Genomic DNA, 17,066 nt, shown 5'->3' with positions numbered 1-17,066 from the left:
CCTCAGTTCTGGGTACCGGATCCAGCCTGTGCCTCAAGCCAGATACGCGCCTGATCCACAAGCGACACGTATGAACTCAGCAACGGGTCGGCCTGAGGGACCGCTTCGCTGATCTGTTGGGCATTTCCATAGATCAGATACAGAACCACGCCGATGATCAGCATCAACGCGAAGCCGCGTAGGAATCCGCCCGATTTGCGGGGTGGCTGCGGGACCTCTTCCGGCTCATCTGATCGCATGGTTGAATTGATGGCTTCGACATCCGGCAGCGCGTCTTTCTGCCCGGCATCGACAGCGGTTTCCGAAGCCGAAGGCCGCTTGGGGCGCACCTTGGGTTCTGGCGGCGTATCCAGCCCCAGATCGGGCTGGCTTTCGAGGCTGCTGCCTTCCTGCGCCCGCAATTCCGCTTCGCGGGCAGCTTCCTCTCTCAGAATGCTGGCGACGGACGGATCGACATTCCCGGTGGGCGCGGCGGGTTCATCAATTTCTGGCTTGTCTTCGGATACCGCTTTTTCAACAGGTTCCGGTTCAACGCCCTGCGGAGCGTCGACCACGTCGGGCGATGCGTCATCCTGTTCAGGGGTTTCCGCTTTTTCGTCCGGTGCCTCTGCGGCTTCGGCAGGGTGCTTCGCTTGGAACCAGGTCTGGTCGCAGTTGGAACACTGTACGTCGCGGCCTTCCTCGGGGATGACCTCGTCAGGAACCTCGTACTGCGCGCTGCAATTCGGACATGTAAGACGCATGCTGCCTCCTCGGCCGGGCGAAGGGCCGATAATAGTTTTTTCAGAAATGATATTCGGTTAAGACCCAACAGCAAAGAGCGTTTTCGGTTTCGCGGGTCAAGTGTCACTAATTGGACTCGGTAGAGCCATTGAAACCATCACCATGCTCGGGCAAGAAGAGCGGCAAAATAACGGGGGCACGTGTGATTGAGCTGGAAAATGTCAGCTACACCTACGGTGGCGGCGAATTGCTGAGTGATGTCTCGGTACAATTGCAGCCGGGTTCGTTTCACTTTCTGACCGGGCCTTCCGGGGCGGGCAAGACCACGTTGCTCAAGCTGTGCTATGGTGCCCTGCTGCCGAGCTCAGGGCGGTTGAGCGTGTTTGACCAGGATATTTCAACGCTTGATCGCGACCAGCTGGCCGTATTGCGTCGCCGCGTTGGTGTCGTGCATCAGGATTGTCAGTTCCTTGACCACATGACGCTTGCAGAAAATGTCGCGTTGCCACTGATGGTGTCCGGGCGTTCCGAAACATCCGAGCAGGAAAACCTGACCGAGCTGCTTAGCTGGGTGGGTCTTGGCGCCAGGCTCGAAGCGCTCCCGCCTGAACTGTCCGGCGGCGAGCGGCAAAGGGCCGCTCTGGCGCGTGCCGTCATATTGTCGCCTGACGTGGTTTTGGCGGATGAGCCGACAGGCAATGTTGACTGGGAAATGTCGCAACGGCTGCTGCGTCTTCTGATCGAACTGAACCGGATGGGCAAAACCGTCCTGATCGCCACCCATGATCTGAGCCTGATCCGCGCGGCCAAAAGCCAGGTACAGGCCCGTGTCTTGCGTATTTCGCAGCGCAAGCTGCAACTGGCGGGGGCGGATCTATGATCAGCCCTGACCTCAGAAATCTGTTGCGCGGTGACAAACGGGCAGACCGGGTTGTTCCCCCAACGGGATACACGGCGCACCTGACTCTGTTCGTCGCGGGTGCGATGGCGTTTCTTGCGGTATTCGCCCTGGCCCTGTCTCTGGCGTCGGGGCGCATTGCGGATCGCTGGGCCTCGGAACTGGCCGGCGCCGCAACCCTGCGCATCAACGCCCCCGCGGAACAGCGCGCAGCCCAGACCGAGGCCGCGCTGACCGTTCTGGGCCAGACGCCTGGCGTGGCCTCGGCCCGTGCTTTGACGCAGGAAGAGCAGGCGGCGTTGCTTGCCCCGTGGTTCGGGCCGGATCTGCCGCTGGATACGCTGCCCGTGCCGCAGCTTATCGAGATCATTGAAACCGAACCGGGCATCGACGTGGCTGGGTTGCGTTTGCGATTGGGGGCCGAGGTGCCGGGCGCCGTACTGGATGATCACACGCGGTGGCGGGAGCCTTTGGTTGATGCGGCGATGTCCCTGCGTCGTCTGGGGTGGATTTCGATCCTACTGATCGGCGGTGCGACCGCTGCCATGATTACTCTTGCCGCCAATGCGTCACTTGCCGCAAATGCCCAGATCATCGAAGTGTTGCGCCTGGTCGGTGCACGCGATGGGTTCATAGCGGGCGCATTCGTAAGGCGGTTTACATATCGCGCATTTTTTGGGGCATCGGTCGGTACATTGCTGGGCATGACCGGTGTTCTGATGCTGCCCGAAGCCTCGGAATCGGGTGGTTTTCTGGCTGGCGTCGGCTTTCAGGGCAAAGACTGGGCGTTGCCGGTTCTTATCCCGATCCTTGGTGCAATGGTCGCGTTTTTTGCCACCTGGGCTGCGGCCCGACGCAAATTGAAGGAGCTTTCCTGATGTTGATGGCTGTTCAATGGGTTCGGTCATTGATCTTCATGATCGTGATCTACGCCTGGATGCTGATCCTTGGCATTGTCTTTCTGCCCTATGCACTGTTTTCCAAGGCTGGCGCCCTGAGGGCGTGCAAGACCTACGCGCGCAGCACCATGTGGCTGGCTCGTTGGATGGTTGACATTCGGTGTGAAGTGCGGGGTACGGTCCCAACGAATGAGGTGGTCATAGCCGCAAAACACCAGTCGTTTCTTGATATCATCATCATTTTTGATGCCATTCCGCACGGCAAGTTCATCATGAAGCGCGAGCTTTTGTTTACGCCCGTCATTGGAATGTATGCGCGGCGACTTGGCTGTATTCCGGTCAATCGCGGCAAGCGCGGTGCTGCCGTGACCAAGATGGTCAAGGATGTATCGAAAGAGTTTTCGGAACCCGGGCAGCTTGTGATCTACCCGCAAGGGACACGTGTGGCGCCCGGTGCGAAGAAACCTTACAAGGTTGGAACAGCCGTTCTTTACGAAGGGCTCGGCTTTCCCTGCGTTCCGGTCGCGACGAATGCCGGCGTTTTCTGGCCCCGAACGGGTGTCATGCGCAAACCGGGCCTTGCGATCGTCGATTTCCTCGACCCAATCGAGCCGGGTGTTGGCCGGGACGAATTCCTTGCCCGGCTGGAAGATGTGATAGAAACACGTTCCAACGAGTTGATGCGGGAAGTGGGGTTTGATCCGGATGGAGCACATTCGTGACATTGAAGCGCTTGAAGCTTTGTATGGTCGGCCCGGTGCTCCGTCCTTGCGAAAGGTCGTTCATCAATTGACGCCTCTCTATCGAAAGTGGATCCTTGCATCGCGCCTGTGTGTGCTCAGCACGGTTGGTCCTGAAGGTGTGGATGGCAGCCCTCGGGGCGATGATGGCCCGGTGGTGAAAGAGCTGGATGCGAATACGCTGGCTCTGCCGGACTGGCGCGGCAACAACCGTCTGGACAGTTTGCGCAATATCGTGCGCGATCCACGTGTTTCGCTGATGTTCCTTGTTCCGGGGTCCAACAACGTCGTTCGGGTGAACGGGTTGGCGCGGGTAACGGCGGATGAGACCCTGCGGCATCAATTCGAGAAGGCCGGCAAACGCCCAGCGACCGTTATCGTCGTTGAAATCGCCGAGATATACAGCCAATGTGCCCGTGCTCTGATCCGGGCGCGTATCTGGTCAAGTGGTGACGAAAGCGGCAATCTTCCCACGATAGGTCAGCTTCTGTCCGGGGCAACAGACGGTGTGGAAGGCGGCGCGCAATATGACGAGGAATGGCCTGCACGCGCCGCAAAAACGATGTGGTAGATGTGGGTGTCGGCTGTGGTTCAAACCGCAGCGGCCCCGATCCTGGATACTTTTTCCACCCAGCGATCTACGCTGCCGGGCTTGGGATAGCTTGCACCGGAAAAATAGGTGAAACGGGTTGGTTTGAAGCCGACGAACCCAAGAATCTGGTCCCGTACCTGACGGATTAGCGCCTGCCGGTATATCAGGCGCATGAACCATCCCGGCGTATCTGACGTCAGGATGACACGCGCAGTCCGCCCTGTCAGCATCGGGGCCGGAAACCCGATCTTGGTAGTGTTCCGTGTGTCAAAGGTTCGCCCCGGAATGAACATCCGGTCGATCAGTCCTTTGAGTTTGGCTGGAAGGCCGCCCCACCACATCGGGGTGGTCAGGACCAGATGGTCGCTCCACTCAAAGTCTTGCAGCACTTGTTCCAGAACCGGCTCAAGTGGTTTGAAGTCGTGATAATTGCCCTGACCGAAATCAAAATCGAATTGCAGATCGCTCAGATGAACCAACCGTACATCGTGCCCGTTTTTGCGGGCCGCGTCCCTGTACGTTTTGGCAAATGTGCGTGACAGGCTGCTTTCTGCGGGGTGTCCGTCAAGGATGAGAATCTTTTTCGGTTGCATCGGGTATCTCCTGAAAAGTGACCGTGGTCAATTTATAGAATCAAAAAGTGACCGTGGTCAATAAAAAATTTGACCACGGTCAGAAATTATGCGATTGAGCCATATGCAAAAGACAATTCAGAAACGTACGATCAAGACCCGCGCCAAGCTTCTCGCGGCCGCTGAAGAGGTCATCCGCAAAGGCGGATATGAAGCGTTACGGGTGGAAGAGGTCGTGAAGGCCGCTGGGGTCGCGAAGGGCACCTTTTTCGCGCATTTTCACGACAAGGATGCGCTGATGGAAATTCTGATTGCTGACAAGCTGAACGCCTGCCTGGGTCAGGCCGAGGCCGGAACGCCACCCAAAACTGTTGCAGAAATCGTCACTGCGCTGGAACCGGTTCACAGTTTCATGACGTCCGAGCGATATGTATTCGATCTGTTGATCAGGTATTCCGGTGCTACGGCTGTCGCCGAGATAGGACCGGTGGCCTATTGTTTTGAGCGATATTTCCGCGTCGTGATGCTGTGGCTCGAACATGCAGAGGTGCGCAAGGACGTGCCACCCGAGTTATTGGCCGAAGGTGTGCAGGCCTTTGCCATTCAGGCCATGTCACTAAGATTCTGCGCGTTGCATTCCGCGACGACATTCACCGACAGGTTGGAGACCTATCTGGATGCCTGGTTGACCCCGACAGGCTGATCGCTGCCGGGATCAAGGTTGTCAGCTGTGGATCGGGCCGTCGCCGCAGGCCAGTGCGGCCTCACGCACGGCCTCGGAATAGGTCGGATGCGCCTGGCAGGGTTTGATGTGGTTCGGCGCAGCCGATGAAAGGTCCGGTGGACCTTTCACGCGTCAAACGGGCGGAGCCCGACCTGCCTAGCTGTGGATCGGACCATCGCCGCAAGCCAGTGCGGCCTCGCGCACGGCCTCGGAATAGGTCGGATGCGCGTGGCAGGTCAGGGCCAGATCTTCGGCGGATGCGCCGAATTCCATCGCCACGCAGACCTCATGGATCAGATCGCCTGCTGCGGGGCCGATGATGTGGCAGCCCAGGATACGGTCGGTTTCCTTGTCGGCCAGGATCTTGACGAACCCGTCAGAGGCAAAGTTGGCTTTGGCGCGGCCGTTGCCCATGAACATGAACTTGCCGACCTTGTAGGCACGGCCTTGTTCTTTGAGCGTCGCCTCGGTTTCACCGACATTGGCGACCTCGGGCCACGTATAGATCACACCCGGAATGACACCATAGTTTACATGGCCATGCTTGCCCGCAACCTGTTCCGCGGCGGCCATGCCTTCATCTTCGGCCTTGTGCGCCAGCATCGGGCCTTCGATCACGTCGCCGATGGCGTAGATGCCCGCTACGTTGGTCTGCCAGTCCGCACCCACCTTGATCTGGCCGCGCGGGGTCATCTCGACGCCCAGAGCGTCCAGCCCCAGACCATCGGAATAAGGTTTGCGCCCGGTGGCCACCAGCACGGTATCGGCGTCGATCACATGCTCACTGTCGTCCTTGAGCAGCTTGTATGTCACCTTCGCCTTGGTCTTGGTTGCTTCGGTTTTCTGCACCGCGGCACCCATGATGAAATTCAGCCCCTGTTTCTTGAGGATACGCTGGAATGTCTTCTGTACTTCCGGGTCCATGCCCGGCGTGATTTCCTTGAGGAACTCGATCACCGTCACCTCGGCACCCAGGCGGCTGTACACCGAACCCAGTTCCAGACCGATCACACCCGCGCCGATCACCACCATTTTCTTCGGGATCTTGCCCAGAGACAGCGCACCGGTTGAGGTCACCACCACCTTCTCATCCACTTCGACACCGGGCAGCGAGGACGGTTCGGAGCCTGACGCAATGATGATGTTCTTGGTTTCATGGATTTCATCGCCAACCTGAACCTTGCCGGCCGCAGGGATCGAGCCCCAACCTTTCAGCCAGTCGATCTTGTTCTTCTTGAACAGAAACTCGATGCCCTTGGTGTTGCCCTCGATCACCTCATCTTTATAGATCTGCATCTGTTTCCAATCGACCGAAGGGCTTTTGCCCTTCAGGCCCATCTTGGCAAAGTTGTGTTCGGCTTCATGAAGCTGGTGCGAGGCATGCAGCAGAGCTTTTGACGGGATGCAGCCCACGTTCAGGCAAGTGCCACCCAGCGTTTCGCGCCCCTCAACCACAGCGGTTTTCAAACCCAGTTGAGCGCAGCGGATCGCGCAGACATAGCCGCCGGGTCCGGCGCCGATTACGATGACGTCATAGTTTGCCATTACATTCTCCTAAACCGACCGGACGATCCGGCGCTTTTCCGACCCGATCTGGCGGGTCGGGAATATCTATTGTCAAACAGGTTCCAGCAGCTTGATCGAGATATGCGCAATGCCGCCTCGTTCATGGTGCATTGCCAATTCCTCGGATCCGAAAAATGCCTTGGCCTTGTCCAGGTTGATCACCTCGAACATCGCGATCGCATGGTCCTTCTGATCGGGATCGCGCCAGACATGCAGGTCGCGGATACCCGCGGCCTTGCGCATCGGCTTGTCCTCGCGGAACACTTTCAGCCAGGCGTCGAAATCGGCCACATCGGCCTGCCAGAGTACATGTGTCGCCATGGTTAAAGATCCATCAGCAGGCGGCGCGGATCTTCAAGCGCCTCTTTCACGCGAACCAGGAAGGTTACCGCGCCCTTGCCGTCAACAATGCGGTGGTCATAGGACAGCGCCAGATACATCATCGGGCGGATCTTGATCTCGCCATTGATGACCATCGGCCGTTCCTGGATCTTGTGCATGCCCAGAATGCCCGACTGCGGTGGGTTCAGGATCGGCGAGGACATCAGCGAGCCGTAAACACCACCGTTCGAGATTGTGAAGGTACCGCCCTGCATCTCGGCCATCGAAAGTTTGCCATCGCGGGCGCGCTTGCCCTTTTCGGCGATGGCTTTTTCAATGGCTGCAAAGGTCATGCTGTCCGCGTCGCGAATGACCGGAACCACCAGACCCTGCGGCGTGCCGGCAGCAACGCCCATGTGAACGAAGTTCTTGTAGACGATGTCGGTGCCATCGATCTCGGCATTGACCTCGGGCACTTCTTTCAGGGCATGGCAGCAGGCCTTGGTGAAGAAGGACATGAAGCCCAGGCGCACACCGTGCTTCTTCTCGAACTGGTCCTTGTACTGATTGCGCAGGGCCATGACCTCGGTCATGTCCACCTCGTTATAGGTGGTCAGGATCGCGGCGGTGTTCTGCGCATCCTTCAGGCGCTTGGCGATGGTCTGACGCAGACGGGTCATGCGTACACGCTCTTCGCGGGCTTCATCTTCGGCAGCAACCGGTGCGCGCGGAACCTGAGAAACGGGTGCCGGCGCAGCCGCCGTAGGTGCGGGGGCCGAAGCAGTCGCGACCGCCTTGCCGACATCTTCCTTCATGATGCGACCATCGCGACCGGTGCCGGTGACCTGATCGGCTGACAACCCGGCCTCGGCCATCGCCTTTTCGGCAGACGGCGCATTTGCAACATCCTTGCCGGGACTTGCCGCAGCAGGAGCCGCCGCAGCAGCAACCGGTGCAGGGGCTGCGCCTGCGGCCGCGCCCGAGATGACTGCCAGCTTTGCGGTTGCATCAACGGTTGCACCTTCCAGCGCGACGATTTCCGCCAGAACACCCGCAGCCGGCGCGGGTACCTCGACCGAGACTTTGTCGGTTTCCAACTCACACAGCATCTCGTCCTGCGCGACGCTGTCGCCGACTTGCTTGAACCAGGTCGAAACAGTCGCCTCTGTCACGGATTCGCCAAGCGTGGGCACCATCACGTCAACCGACCCGCCCGATGCAGAGGGTGCGGCCTCGGGAGTTGCTGCGGCTGTTGCCGGGGCAGGCGCGGCTGCACCTTCACCGGCAGCAATCGTCGCCAGCAGAGCATCGACACCAACCGTGTCGCCTTCGCCGGCCACAATCTCACCCATCACGCCAGCTGAGGGAGAGGGCACTTCGACCGTCACCTTGTCAGTCTCCAGCTCACACAGCATCTCATCCACGGCGACCGCATCACCGGGCTTTTTGAACCATGTTGCAACAGTGGCTTCGGTGACCGACTCGCCAAGCGTGGGAACACGAACTTCAATCGTCATCGCTTATTTTCCTTCGAGGCTCAGCGCTTCGTTAACCAGCGCTTCTTGTTGGGCTTTGTGTTGGCTGGCCAGGCCCGTTGCGGGCGAGGCCGAGGTTGCGCGACCGACATAAGCCGGACGGGTATGTTTCGCGCCGATCCGGGAAAGAACCCATTCGATATTGGGCTCGATAAAGGTCCATGCGCCTTGGTTCTTGGGCTCTTCCTGACACCAGACCATTTCGGCATTCTTGAACCGTTCAAGCTCGTTGATCAGAGAATGCGCCGGGAAAGGATAGAACTGTTCGATCCGCATCAGGTAAATGTCGTCGATGCCGCGTGCATCGCGTTCCTCCAGCAGGTCGAAATAGACTTTGCCGGAACACATCACCACGCGTTTGATCTTGTCATCCGCCACCAGCTTGGTGTCGGAATTGCCCTTCTGGGCATCATCCCACAGTACCCGGTGGAAGCTGGATCCGGTGGTGAAATCCTCGGCGGTGCTGACCGCCAGCTTGTGGCGCAGCAGTGATTTGGGCGTCACCAGGATCAGCGGTTTGCGGAATGTCCGGTGCAGTTGGCGGCGCAGGATGTGGAAATAGTTCGCAGGCGTGGTGCAGTTTGCCACGATCCAGTTGTCCTGACCGCACATTTGCAGGAACCGCTCCAGCCTTGCCGACGAATGCTCGGGGCCTTGCCCCTCGAACCCGTGCGGCAGCAGACAGACCAGGCCGGACATCCGCAGCCATTTCGATTCACCCGAACTGATGAATTGGTCGAACATGATCTGCGCGCCGTTGGCGAAGTCCCCGAACTGGGCTTCCCAAAGAACAAGCGCATTTGGTTCGGCCAGCGAGTATCCGTACTCGAACCCGAGCACAGCATATTCGGACAACATCGAGTCAATCACTTCGTACTGCGACTGACCTGCGCGAATGTTGTTCAGCGGGTAGTACCGTTCTTCGGTTTCCTGATGAATGAACCCCGAATGGCGCTGGCTGAAGGTGCCGCGCGTGGCGTCCTGACCTGCCAGGCGTACCGGGTACCCTTCGGTCAGCAGGGATCCGAAAGCCAGCGCCTCACCAGTGGCCCAGTCAAAGCCTTTACCGGTTTCAAACATCTGTTTCTTGTGCTCAAGCAGCCGACCAACCGTCTTGTGCATGGCAAATCCGCTTGGTGCGCGGGTCAAGGCGCCACCGATTTCTGCCATGGTTTCGGGCGTGATCGCCGTCTCGCCGCGCATGTATTCGTCTTTGTTCTTGTCAAGATGCGACCAGCGCCCATCCAGCCAATCGGCCTTGTTGGGTTTATAGTCCTTACCGGCCTCGAATTCGTCGTTCAGATGGGCCTGGAAGGCCGCTTTCATATCCTCGATCTCACCTTCGGGGATCAGGCCATCCTTGACCAGGCGTTCCGTGTACAGAGACAGCGTGGTCTTATGCGTCTTGATCTTCTTGTACATGATCGGGTTGGTGAACATGGGCTCGTCGCCCTCGTTGTGACCAAACCGGCGATAGCAGAAGATATCCAGAACCACGTCCTTGTGGAATTTCTGGCGGAACTCGGTCGCCACCTTGGCTGCATGAACAACCGCCTCGGGGTCATCCCCGTTCACGTGGAAGATCGGGGCCTCGACCATCAGCGCGATATCCGTTGGATACGGGCTGGAGCGTGAGAAATGCGGCGCGGTGGTAAAGCCGATCTGGTTGTTCACCACGATATGCATTGTCCCGCCGGTGCGATGCCCGCGCAGACCGCTCAGGCCAAAACCTTCGGCCACGACGCCCTGTCCGGCAAAGGCCGCATCCCCGTGCAGCAGAATGGCCATGACCTTGGTGCGGTCCGTGTCGCCCAACTGATCCTGCTTGGCGCGGACCTTGCCCAGAACCACAGGGTTCACCGCCTCAAGATGCGACGGGTTCGCAGTCAGTGACAGGTGCACGCTGTTGCCATCGAACTCGCGGTCGCTGGAAGCACCCAGATGGTATTTCACGTCGCCCGAGCCATCCACGTCTTCGGGTTTGAAACTGCCGCCCTGGAATTCGTTGAAAATGGCGCGGTACGGTTTGCCCATCACATTGGCCAGAATGTTCAAACGGCCCCGGTGCGGCATGCCGATGACGATGTCGCTGAGACCCAGCGCGCCGCCGCGCTTGATGATCTGCTCCATCGCCGGAATAAGCGCCTCACCGCCATCGAGACCAAAGCGCTTGGTGCCCATGTACTTGACGTGCAGGAATTTCTCAAAGCCTTCGGCCTCGACCATCTTGTTCAGGATGGCTTTGCGGCCTTCCTTGGTGAACTGGATTTCCTTGCCGTACCCTTCGATCCGTTCTTTCAGCCACGCGGCTTCTTCCGGGTTCGAGATATGCATGTATTGCAGCGCGAAGGTGCCGCAATAGGTCCGCTTTACGATCTCGACGATCTGTCGCATCGAGGCGACCTGAAGCCCCAGAACGTTGTCGATAAAGATCGGGCGGTCCATGTCGGCATCGGTGAAGCCATAGGTTTTGGGATCCAGTTCCGGATGATTGCTGGCCGCGCGCATGCCCAGCGGGTCCAGATTGGCGGCCAGATGGCCCCGAATCCGGTAAGCCCGGATCAGCATCAGTGCCCGCAGACTGTCCAACACCGCACGCTTGATCTGGTCATCGCTGACTTCGACACCTTTGTCGGCAGCCTTTTCCTTGATCTTCTTGCCTGCGGCCTTGGCGTCAATCTCGGCCCACTCACCGGTCAGCGCACCGGTCAGATCATCGGCCGGCATCGGAGGCCAGTCCGTGCGCGCCCACGAAGGCCCTTCGGCCTCACGCTGCACATCAGGCGCGGCGTCGCCCATGGCCTTGAAGAACTCGACCCAGGCAGCGTCTACCGCACCGGGGTTCTTGGTGTACTGCGCATAAAGCTGTTCCAGGTATTCGGCGTTATGCCCCTGCATGAAGCTCGAGGCATGAAAGGCAGTATTGGGCGAGTGTTCGGTCATTGGGCTACCTCATGTGGGTTGGGACCGTATTGATTGGTGCCTGGTTGACTGGGGCGGGTCAGCCACCACAGCACCAGGAGGGGCGACACCACCAGAACGATAAGTGTCGGGATGACGATCAGCAATGTTGCGCGGGTAAACAAAATGTCGAGCGTTCCGCCATGCTGGAAACTCGAGGCGATCCCGATACCAAAGATCAGGACGGCAAAGGCCCCAAGGACCAGCAGGATCGGCAGCAGAGCGTACAGCCCACTGCGCCCGGTATCGTGCATCCGCCGCCACGCAACGGCCAGATGCGGGAAGAAGACGATCAGGCCGACGATGCTCTGCACCGGAGCCGAGGACGTTGCGGTGACGGATTTCACCTCATCGCCTTCGGTGATCGCGACCTGAGTGAAGAACTGCCAGTCGATGATCCCGGCGATGATGTTCCAGATCACGATGAACAGGAAAAAGAACCAGTACTCGGGCCGCGAGGCACGACCTGAGAAGGTGAAAAACTTGGAGAAACAGGTGCGTATGGCGTCGGAGAAGGTCATGCGAAGCCCTCTTCACGCGGCACCCCAAATCGGTTTTTGTCTGGGTCGGAAGCAACCAGCATCAACCCGATAACATTGGACGCAACCAGCGCGCTTGTCACTATCGCAATTAGGAACACTGGAACAAAAAGAAAGATGACCAGAAGAAACAGGAGAATCGGTCCGCCGATCAGCAACCCGAAGCCAAGAAGGACATGATACCCCAGCCAAACGAAAAATACTGTTGCGAACGGATAGAGCGCTTGATGCCCATCTTCGCCAGTATCCTGCAGCCGTCTGCACATTGCCGAAAGCAGGGGCAAAGACGCGGCGGTGATCACCAAAAGCCTCGAGGTGCCCCAGTTTACGAGAATGCTCCAGTCAAACAGTAATGCGGCGGAGATCGGCAAAACAATTGCAATAGGGGCAAACCACCAAAACTCAGAACGCGACGCTCTGCCCGAAAAGACAAATGTCTTTCGGATGCCGGTCGATATGGCTTGCTTTGGTCCCATCGTTACTGTTCCGCCCGGAATTGCCAAAGGCAAACTTCAGGATTGATGGGCGGGCGCGTCTCGCCCACCCCCGAGCCGGGCGTTGCCCCAAAAGCATATGCCCGGTTCTTGGTCACTTACCCAATCGCTTCCAGCACAGCCTCACCCAGCTGGGCGGGGCTTTCGGCCACGACGATACCGGCCGAGCGCATGGCTTCGATCTTGTCTTCGGCGCCGCCTTTGCCACCGGCGACAATCGCGCCTGCGTGGCCCATGCGACGGCCCGGAGGGGCTGTGCGGCCTGCGATGAAACCGGCGGTCGGCTTCTTGCGGCCCTTCTTGGCCTCATCCGCCAGGAACTGCGCGGCTTCTTCCTCGGCCGAGCCACCGATCTCACCGATCATGATGATCGACTCGGTCTCGTCATCGGCCAGGAACCATTCCAGCACATCGATATGCTCGGTGCCTTTGATCGGGTCGCCGCCGATACCCACGCAGGTGGACTGGCCCAGACCCACATCGGTGGTCTGCTTGACGGCCTCATAGGTCAGGGTGCCCGAGCGGGACACAACGCCGACCGAGCCGCGCTTGTGGATATGGCCGGGCATGATGCCGATCTTGCAGGCGTCGGGTGTAATCACACCGGGGCAGTTCGGGCCGATCAGGCGGGATTTGCTGCCTTCCAGCGCGCGCTTCACCTTCATCATGTCCAGCACCGGGATGCCTTCGGTGATGCAGACGATCACTTCCATCTCGGCATCAATCGCTTCGAGGATCGAATCCGCAGCAAACGGCGGCGGCACATAGATCACGCTGGCATTGGCTTCGGTCACGTGCTTGGCCTCGTGGACCGAGTTGAACACGGGCAGGCCCAGATGCTCCATCCCGCCTTTGCCGGGGGTGACGCCGCCGACCATCTTGGTGCCATAGGCAATGGCCTGTTCGCTGTGGAATGTACCCTGCGAGCCGGTAAAGCCCTGACAGATCACTTTGGTGTTTTCGTCGATGAGGACTGCCATTTTGTCCCTTTCTCTAGGCGGTGTTGGATTGATTGGGTTCAGTCGCCGGCAGAACCTGCGGCGCATAGGTAATTTTCTCGAGCGTGGCGCGTCCCAGGGCCAGGTTGGCCGTCGTGCGCAGGCCGCTGCTGATTTCAGCGATGCCACGCCTTACTTTTTGCCGGATCAGGGGCCAGCCTGTTGGCCGCGCGCGCGGCGCACCCATATTGTATTCGCCGGGCGCTTCGTTGCCCTGTTCGACCATGGCCGGGATCACCTGATAGATGTTGATCTGGCGCGCCGCCGGCGAGGCGGAAGGGTTGAACAACAAACCATCCAGCGTAATGTCAAAGGGTTTCTGGGCCAGGAAGTGCCGGGCCGCTTCGCGTGTCAGCGCATAAGCTGCACCACCGGGATGGCGCGAGCGCATCAGGCGCAGTTCCCGCCCCAAATGGGACAACCGCTTGCGTCCAAGTGCCACGTAAAGCTTCGTGCTGCGCCAGCGTTCGAACCGGACGATATCGGCATCTGCGGGCCACCATGAGGCATCATTCAGCCAGTCTGCCAGTTCCGGTGTCAGAAACACATCATCCTCAAGGATCAACGCCTGTTCCGCGCCCGAGGCGATCAGCGCCTCCCATGCTTTGGCATGGCTGAGGGTGCAGGCCATGTCCTTGGTATGGAAATAGCCCCACGGCCCTTCGGCCCGACAGTCGCGCAGGAAATCCTCACGGGTGGCGGCGTCGCAATCAACAGCATTGAGGCGCGTCGCCGACAGGCCTGCCTTTTGCAGCTCCTGCTCCATCAAACGCGCCCGCCCTGTGGCGCGTTCCAAGCCTATGAGGAAGATTGGGATGGTCATCAGATCGATTGCTTCTTTCGGCCTTGCGCGGCAATGCTTTTCAGCTTGGTTTTAGCCGCGATGGGGCGGGCCCGAGGCCAGCCCCACTTGAACAAGCTTAACCCTTGACCGCTTTCACGATCTTTTCGGCACCGTCTTTCAGGTTGTCCGCCGCGATCACGTCGAGGCCAGAGGTGTTGATGATCTCTTTGCCTTTTTCGACATTCGTGCCTTCCAGACGCACGACCAGCGGAACCTTCAGGCCGACCTCTTTCACCGCGGCCACGACACCCTCGGCGATCACGTCACAGCGCATGATGCCGCCGAAGATGTTGACCAGAATGCCTTTGACCTGCGGGTCCGAGGTGATGATCTTAAACGCTTCGGTCACCTTCTCTTTGGTGGCGCCGCCACCCACGTCGAGGAAGTTGGCAGGCTCGGCACCATAAAGCTTGATGATGTCCATCGTGGCCATGGCCAGACCGGCACCGTTGACCATACAGCCGATCTCACCATCCAGCGCGATGTAGTTCAGGTCGTATTTCGACGCTTCCAGTTCCTTGGGGTCTTCCTCGGTCGTGTCTCGAAGTTCGGCAATATCCGGGTGGCGGTAGACCGCGTTGCCGTCAAAGCCGACCTTGGCGTCCAGCACCTTGAGATCGCCGCTGTCGGAAACGATCAGCGGGTTGATCTCCAGCATCTCCATGTCCTTCTCGACGAAGGCTTGATAGAGCTGGCTCATCAGTTTGACGCATTGCTTGACTTGCGGGCCTTCCAGACCCAGCGAGAAGGCGATGCGGCGACCGTGATACGGCATGTAACCGGTGGCCGGATCGACCGAGAAGGACAGGATTTTCTCGGGCGTTGCGGCGGCCACTTCTTCGATGTCCATGCCGCCCTCGGTCGAACAGACGAAGGAAATGCGGCTGGTTTGGCGATCTACCAACAGGGCCAGGTACAGTTCCCGTTCAATGCCCGAGCCTGCTTCGATATAGATGCGGTTGACTTGCTTGCCTGCCGGACCGGTCTGATGCGTGACCAGTGTACGGCCCAGCATCTTTTTGGCTTCTTCAGCGGCTTCTTCAACCGATTTGGTCAGACGAACACCGCCTTTTTCACCGGCGTCGGCCTCTTTGAACGAACCCTTGCCGCGACCACCCGCGTGGATCTGTGCTTTGACAACCCAGAGCGGGCCGTCCAGCTCACCTGCTGCGGTTTTGGCTTCTTCGGCGCGCAACACGGCGCGACCATCGGACACCGGTGCGCCATAGCTGCGAAGGAGGGCTTTGGCCTGATATTCGTGAATGTTCATCGAAACTGTCCCGTCTGACTGCGTTTAATCGTTATAGGGGTGTCTAGCGGGCAAGTTTAAAGGGTTTTTTGATGCTCGATAGGTTTTTAGCGAAGATTTTCAACATTTGTGATCACGGGATTTTAGGGTGTGATCACAAAATTTCTGATGTGGCAAAACGATTCGAAAAAACTGCGCAGCGTCAGAAAATCACATTCGAAAAAAGGGATTTGCGGCGTTTGCGCCAACATTCGCGACCGGGACATGCGCGGACCAAAAGAAAACCGGCCCTGAAACGGGCCGGTCTGTTATTCGGAGTTCAGGGCTGTTTTACGCCAGCGAGCTGTCGATGCCCTTGCACGCGTCGATCAGACCCTTCACGGCGTTCACCGAGTTGTCGAACCCTGCCTGCTCGTCTTCGTTCAGCTTGATGTCAACGATACGCTCGACGCCGCCTGCGCCGATCACGGTCGGAACACCGACATAGAGCCCGTCTACACCCAGTTCGCCGTTGCAGTAGGCCGCGCAGGGCAGAACGCGCCTCTGGTCTTTCAGATAGGCTTCGGCCATTTCGATCGCCGACGTTGCAGGCGCGTAATAGGCCGAACCGGTTTTCAGCAGGCCAACGATTTCGGCGCCGCCGTCACGGGTGCGCTGCACGATGGCGTCCAGTTTCTCTTGCGTGGTCCAGCCCATCTCGACCAGATCAGGCAGCGGAATGCCGGCAACGGTCGAGTAACGGACCGACGGCACCATGGTGTCGCCGTGGCCGCCCAGAACGAAGGCGGTGACGTCGCGCATCGAGACGTTGAACTCTTCCGACAGGAAGTGTGCAAAGCGCGCCGAGTCAAGCACCCCTGCCATGCCGCAGACCTTGTTGTGCGGCAGGCCCGAGAATTCGCGCAAGGCCCAGACCATCGCGTCCAGCGGGTTGGTGATGCAGATAACGAACGCTTCGGGTGCGTGGGCTGCGATGCCTTCACCAACCGACTTCATGACTTTCAGGTTGATGCCCAGCAGATCATCGCGGCTCATGCCCGGTTTGCGGGCCACGCCTGCGGTCACGATGCAAACATCCGCGCCAGCGATATCGGCATAGTCGCTGGTGCCTTTCATCGAGGCGTCGAACCCTTCCGAAGGGCCGGATTCAGCGATGTCGAGCGCCTTACCCTGAGGCAGCCCGTCTGCGATGTCAAACAGGACAACGTCACCCAGTTCTTTGACAGCTGCGAGATGTGCGAGCGTGCCGCCGATGTTCCCCGCGCCGATCAGCGCAATCTTGGGTCTGGCCATTTGGAATTTCTCCATATCCGGTCGGTATTGAAATCGCGGTTGTGCTAGTCGTTAAAACGTCAATAGGCAAGAGTTCTGCGACGTGGCATACAACCGCATACTGTTTGCAGGCCCTGCT

At 59.0% G+C, this 17,066-nt stretch carries 18 protein-coding genes; 5 read left to right on the top strand and 13 right to left on the bottom strand.

Annotated elements, in window-relative coordinates; genetic code table 11:
• Positions 1-2: 2 nt before the first annotated feature.
• Complete coding sequence (locus GS620_RS15850; RefSeq protein WP_152456815.1) at positions 3-743, bottom strand: zinc-ribbon domain-containing protein; 741 nt, start codon at positions 741-743, stop codon at positions 3-5.
• 182 nt (positions 744-925) lie between these two features.
• Between GS620_RS15850 and GS620_RS15845 the strand changes: the two genes are divergently transcribed.
• From GS620_RS15845 to GS620_RS15830, 4 genes are read left to right on the top strand one after another with little or no spacing between them, the layout of a single operon-like run.
• Positions 926-1,603 (top strand): cell division ATP-binding protein FtsE, encoded by a 678-nt coding sequence (locus tag GS620_RS15845; RefSeq protein WP_152456816.1) that lies wholly within the window; start codon positions 926-928, stop codon positions 1,601-1,603.
• Positions 1,600-2,499, top strand: coding sequence for an ABC transporter permease (locus GS620_RS15840; protein WP_152456817.1), 900 nt, complete (start codon positions 1,600-1,602; stop codon positions 2,497-2,499). The genes GS620_RS15845 and GS620_RS15840 overlap by 4 nt, the downstream gene beginning before the upstream one ends.
• The gene (locus tag GS620_RS15835; protein ID WP_171119710.1) at positions 2,499-3,242 is read left to right on the top strand and encodes a 1-acyl-sn-glycerol-3-phosphate acyltransferase; all 744 of its coding nucleotides are present in this window, start codon (positions 2,499-2,501) and stop codon (positions 3,240-3,242) included. Before GS620_RS15840 ends, GS620_RS15835 begins: the two co-directional genes overlap by 1 nt.
• Positions 3,226-3,831, top strand: a complete 606-nt coding sequence (locus GS620_RS15830) for a pyridoxamine 5'-phosphate oxidase family protein (protein WP_171616839.1) — start codon at positions 3,226-3,228, stop codon at positions 3,829-3,831. Before GS620_RS15835 ends, GS620_RS15830 begins: the two co-directional genes overlap by 17 nt.
• A gap of 20 nt (positions 3,832-3,851) precedes the next feature.
• On the opposite strand, the gene GS620_RS15825 is transcribed toward GS620_RS15830, so the two are convergent.
• Complete coding sequence (locus GS620_RS15825; RefSeq protein ID WP_171616837.1) at positions 3,852-4,445, bottom strand: NAD(P)H-dependent oxidoreductase; 594 nt, start codon at positions 4,443-4,445, stop codon at positions 3,852-3,854.
• Positions 4,446-4,548: 103 nt separating this feature from the next.
• Between GS620_RS15825 and GS620_RS15820 the strand changes: the two genes are divergently transcribed.
• Positions 4,549-5,127 carry a TetR/AcrR family transcriptional regulator gene (locus GS620_RS15820; RefSeq protein ID WP_171616835.1) on the top strand — a complete coding sequence of 193 codons (579 nt, stop codon included), beginning with the start codon at positions 4,549-4,551 and terminating at the stop codon, positions 5,125-5,127.
• A 21-nt stretch (positions 5,128-5,148) separates the two neighbouring features.
• Here GS620_RS15820 and GS620_RS22220 read toward each other — a convergent pair whose 3' ends face one another.
• From GS620_RS22220 to mdh, 11 genes are all read right to left on the bottom strand, one after another.
• The gene (locus GS620_RS22220) at positions 5,149-5,277 is read right to left on the bottom strand and encodes a hypothetical protein (protein WP_256369221.1); all 129 of its coding nucleotides are present in this window, start codon (positions 5,275-5,277) and stop codon (positions 5,149-5,151) included.
• 27 nt (positions 5,278-5,304) lie between these two features.
• Positions 5,305-6,693, bottom strand: coding sequence for a dihydrolipoyl dehydrogenase (gene lpdA, locus GS620_RS15815; protein ID WP_171616833.1), 1,389 nt, complete (start codon positions 6,691-6,693; stop codon positions 5,305-5,307).
• A 72-nt stretch (positions 6,694-6,765) separates the two neighbouring features.
• Positions 6,766-7,035 (bottom strand): hypothetical protein, encoded by a 270-nt coding sequence (locus tag GS620_RS15810; RefSeq protein ID WP_152456823.1) that lies wholly within the window; start codon positions 7,033-7,035, stop codon positions 6,766-6,768.
• 2 nt (positions 7,036-7,037) lie between these two features.
• Positions 7,038-8,552: a 2-oxoglutarate dehydrogenase complex dihydrolipoyllysine-residue succinyltransferase gene (gene odhB / locus GS620_RS15805; protein ID WP_171616831.1), complete on the bottom strand. Its 1,515-nt coding sequence runs from the start codon at positions 8,550-8,552 to the stop codon at positions 7,038-7,040.
• A gap of 3 nt (positions 8,553-8,555) precedes the next feature.
• Positions 8,556-11,513, bottom strand: coding sequence for a 2-oxoglutarate dehydrogenase E1 component (locus tag GS620_RS15800; protein WP_171616829.1), 2,958 nt, complete (start codon positions 11,511-11,513; stop codon positions 8,556-8,558).
• On the bottom strand, positions 11,510-12,052 hold the full coding sequence (locus tag GS620_RS15795; RefSeq protein WP_171616828.1) for a DUF805 domain-containing protein: 543 nt from the start codon (positions 12,050-12,052) through the stop codon (positions 11,510-11,512). The genes GS620_RS15800 and GS620_RS15795 overlap by 4 nt, the downstream gene beginning before the upstream one ends.
• Positions 12,049-12,546, bottom strand: a complete 498-nt coding sequence (locus GS620_RS15790; protein ID WP_171363562.1) for a DUF805 domain-containing protein — start codon at positions 12,544-12,546, stop codon at positions 12,049-12,051. Before GS620_RS15790 ends, GS620_RS15795 begins: the two co-directional genes overlap by 4 nt.
• 116 nt (positions 12,547-12,662) lie before the next feature.
• The gene (sucD, locus tag GS620_RS15785) at positions 12,663-13,544 is read right to left on the bottom strand and encodes a succinate--CoA ligase subunit alpha (RefSeq protein WP_152456828.1); all 882 of its coding nucleotides are present in this window, start codon (positions 13,542-13,544) and stop codon (positions 12,663-12,665) included.
• Positions 13,545-13,557: 13 nt separating this feature from the next.
• Entirely contained in the window at positions 13,558-14,385 is an 828-nt protein-coding gene (locus GS620_RS15780) for a glycosyltransferase family 25 protein (protein WP_171616826.1), read from the bottom strand.
• A gap of 97 nt (positions 14,386-14,482) precedes the next feature.
• Positions 14,483-15,676, bottom strand: coding sequence for an ADP-forming succinate--CoA ligase subunit beta (gene sucC, locus GS620_RS15775; RefSeq protein WP_171616824.1), 1,194 nt, complete (start codon positions 15,674-15,676; stop codon positions 14,483-14,485).
• Positions 15,677-15,985: 309 nt separating this feature from the next.
• Positions 15,986-16,948 carry a malate dehydrogenase gene (mdh, locus tag GS620_RS15770; RefSeq protein ID WP_171616822.1) on the bottom strand — a complete coding sequence of 321 codons (963 nt, stop codon included), beginning with the start codon at positions 16,946-16,948 and terminating at the stop codon, positions 15,986-15,988.
• Positions 16,949-17,066 lie beyond the last annotated feature (118 nt).

The organism is Ruegeria sp. HKCCD6428 (genome assembly GCF_013110595.1).
In the GTDB taxonomy this organism is placed as follows: domain Bacteria; phylum Pseudomonadota; class Alphaproteobacteria; order Rhodobacterales; family Rhodobacteraceae; genus Ruegeria.
The sequence above is the reverse complement of the archived record's forward strand: the minus strand, read 5'-3'. Positions and strand labels throughout refer to the sequence as shown.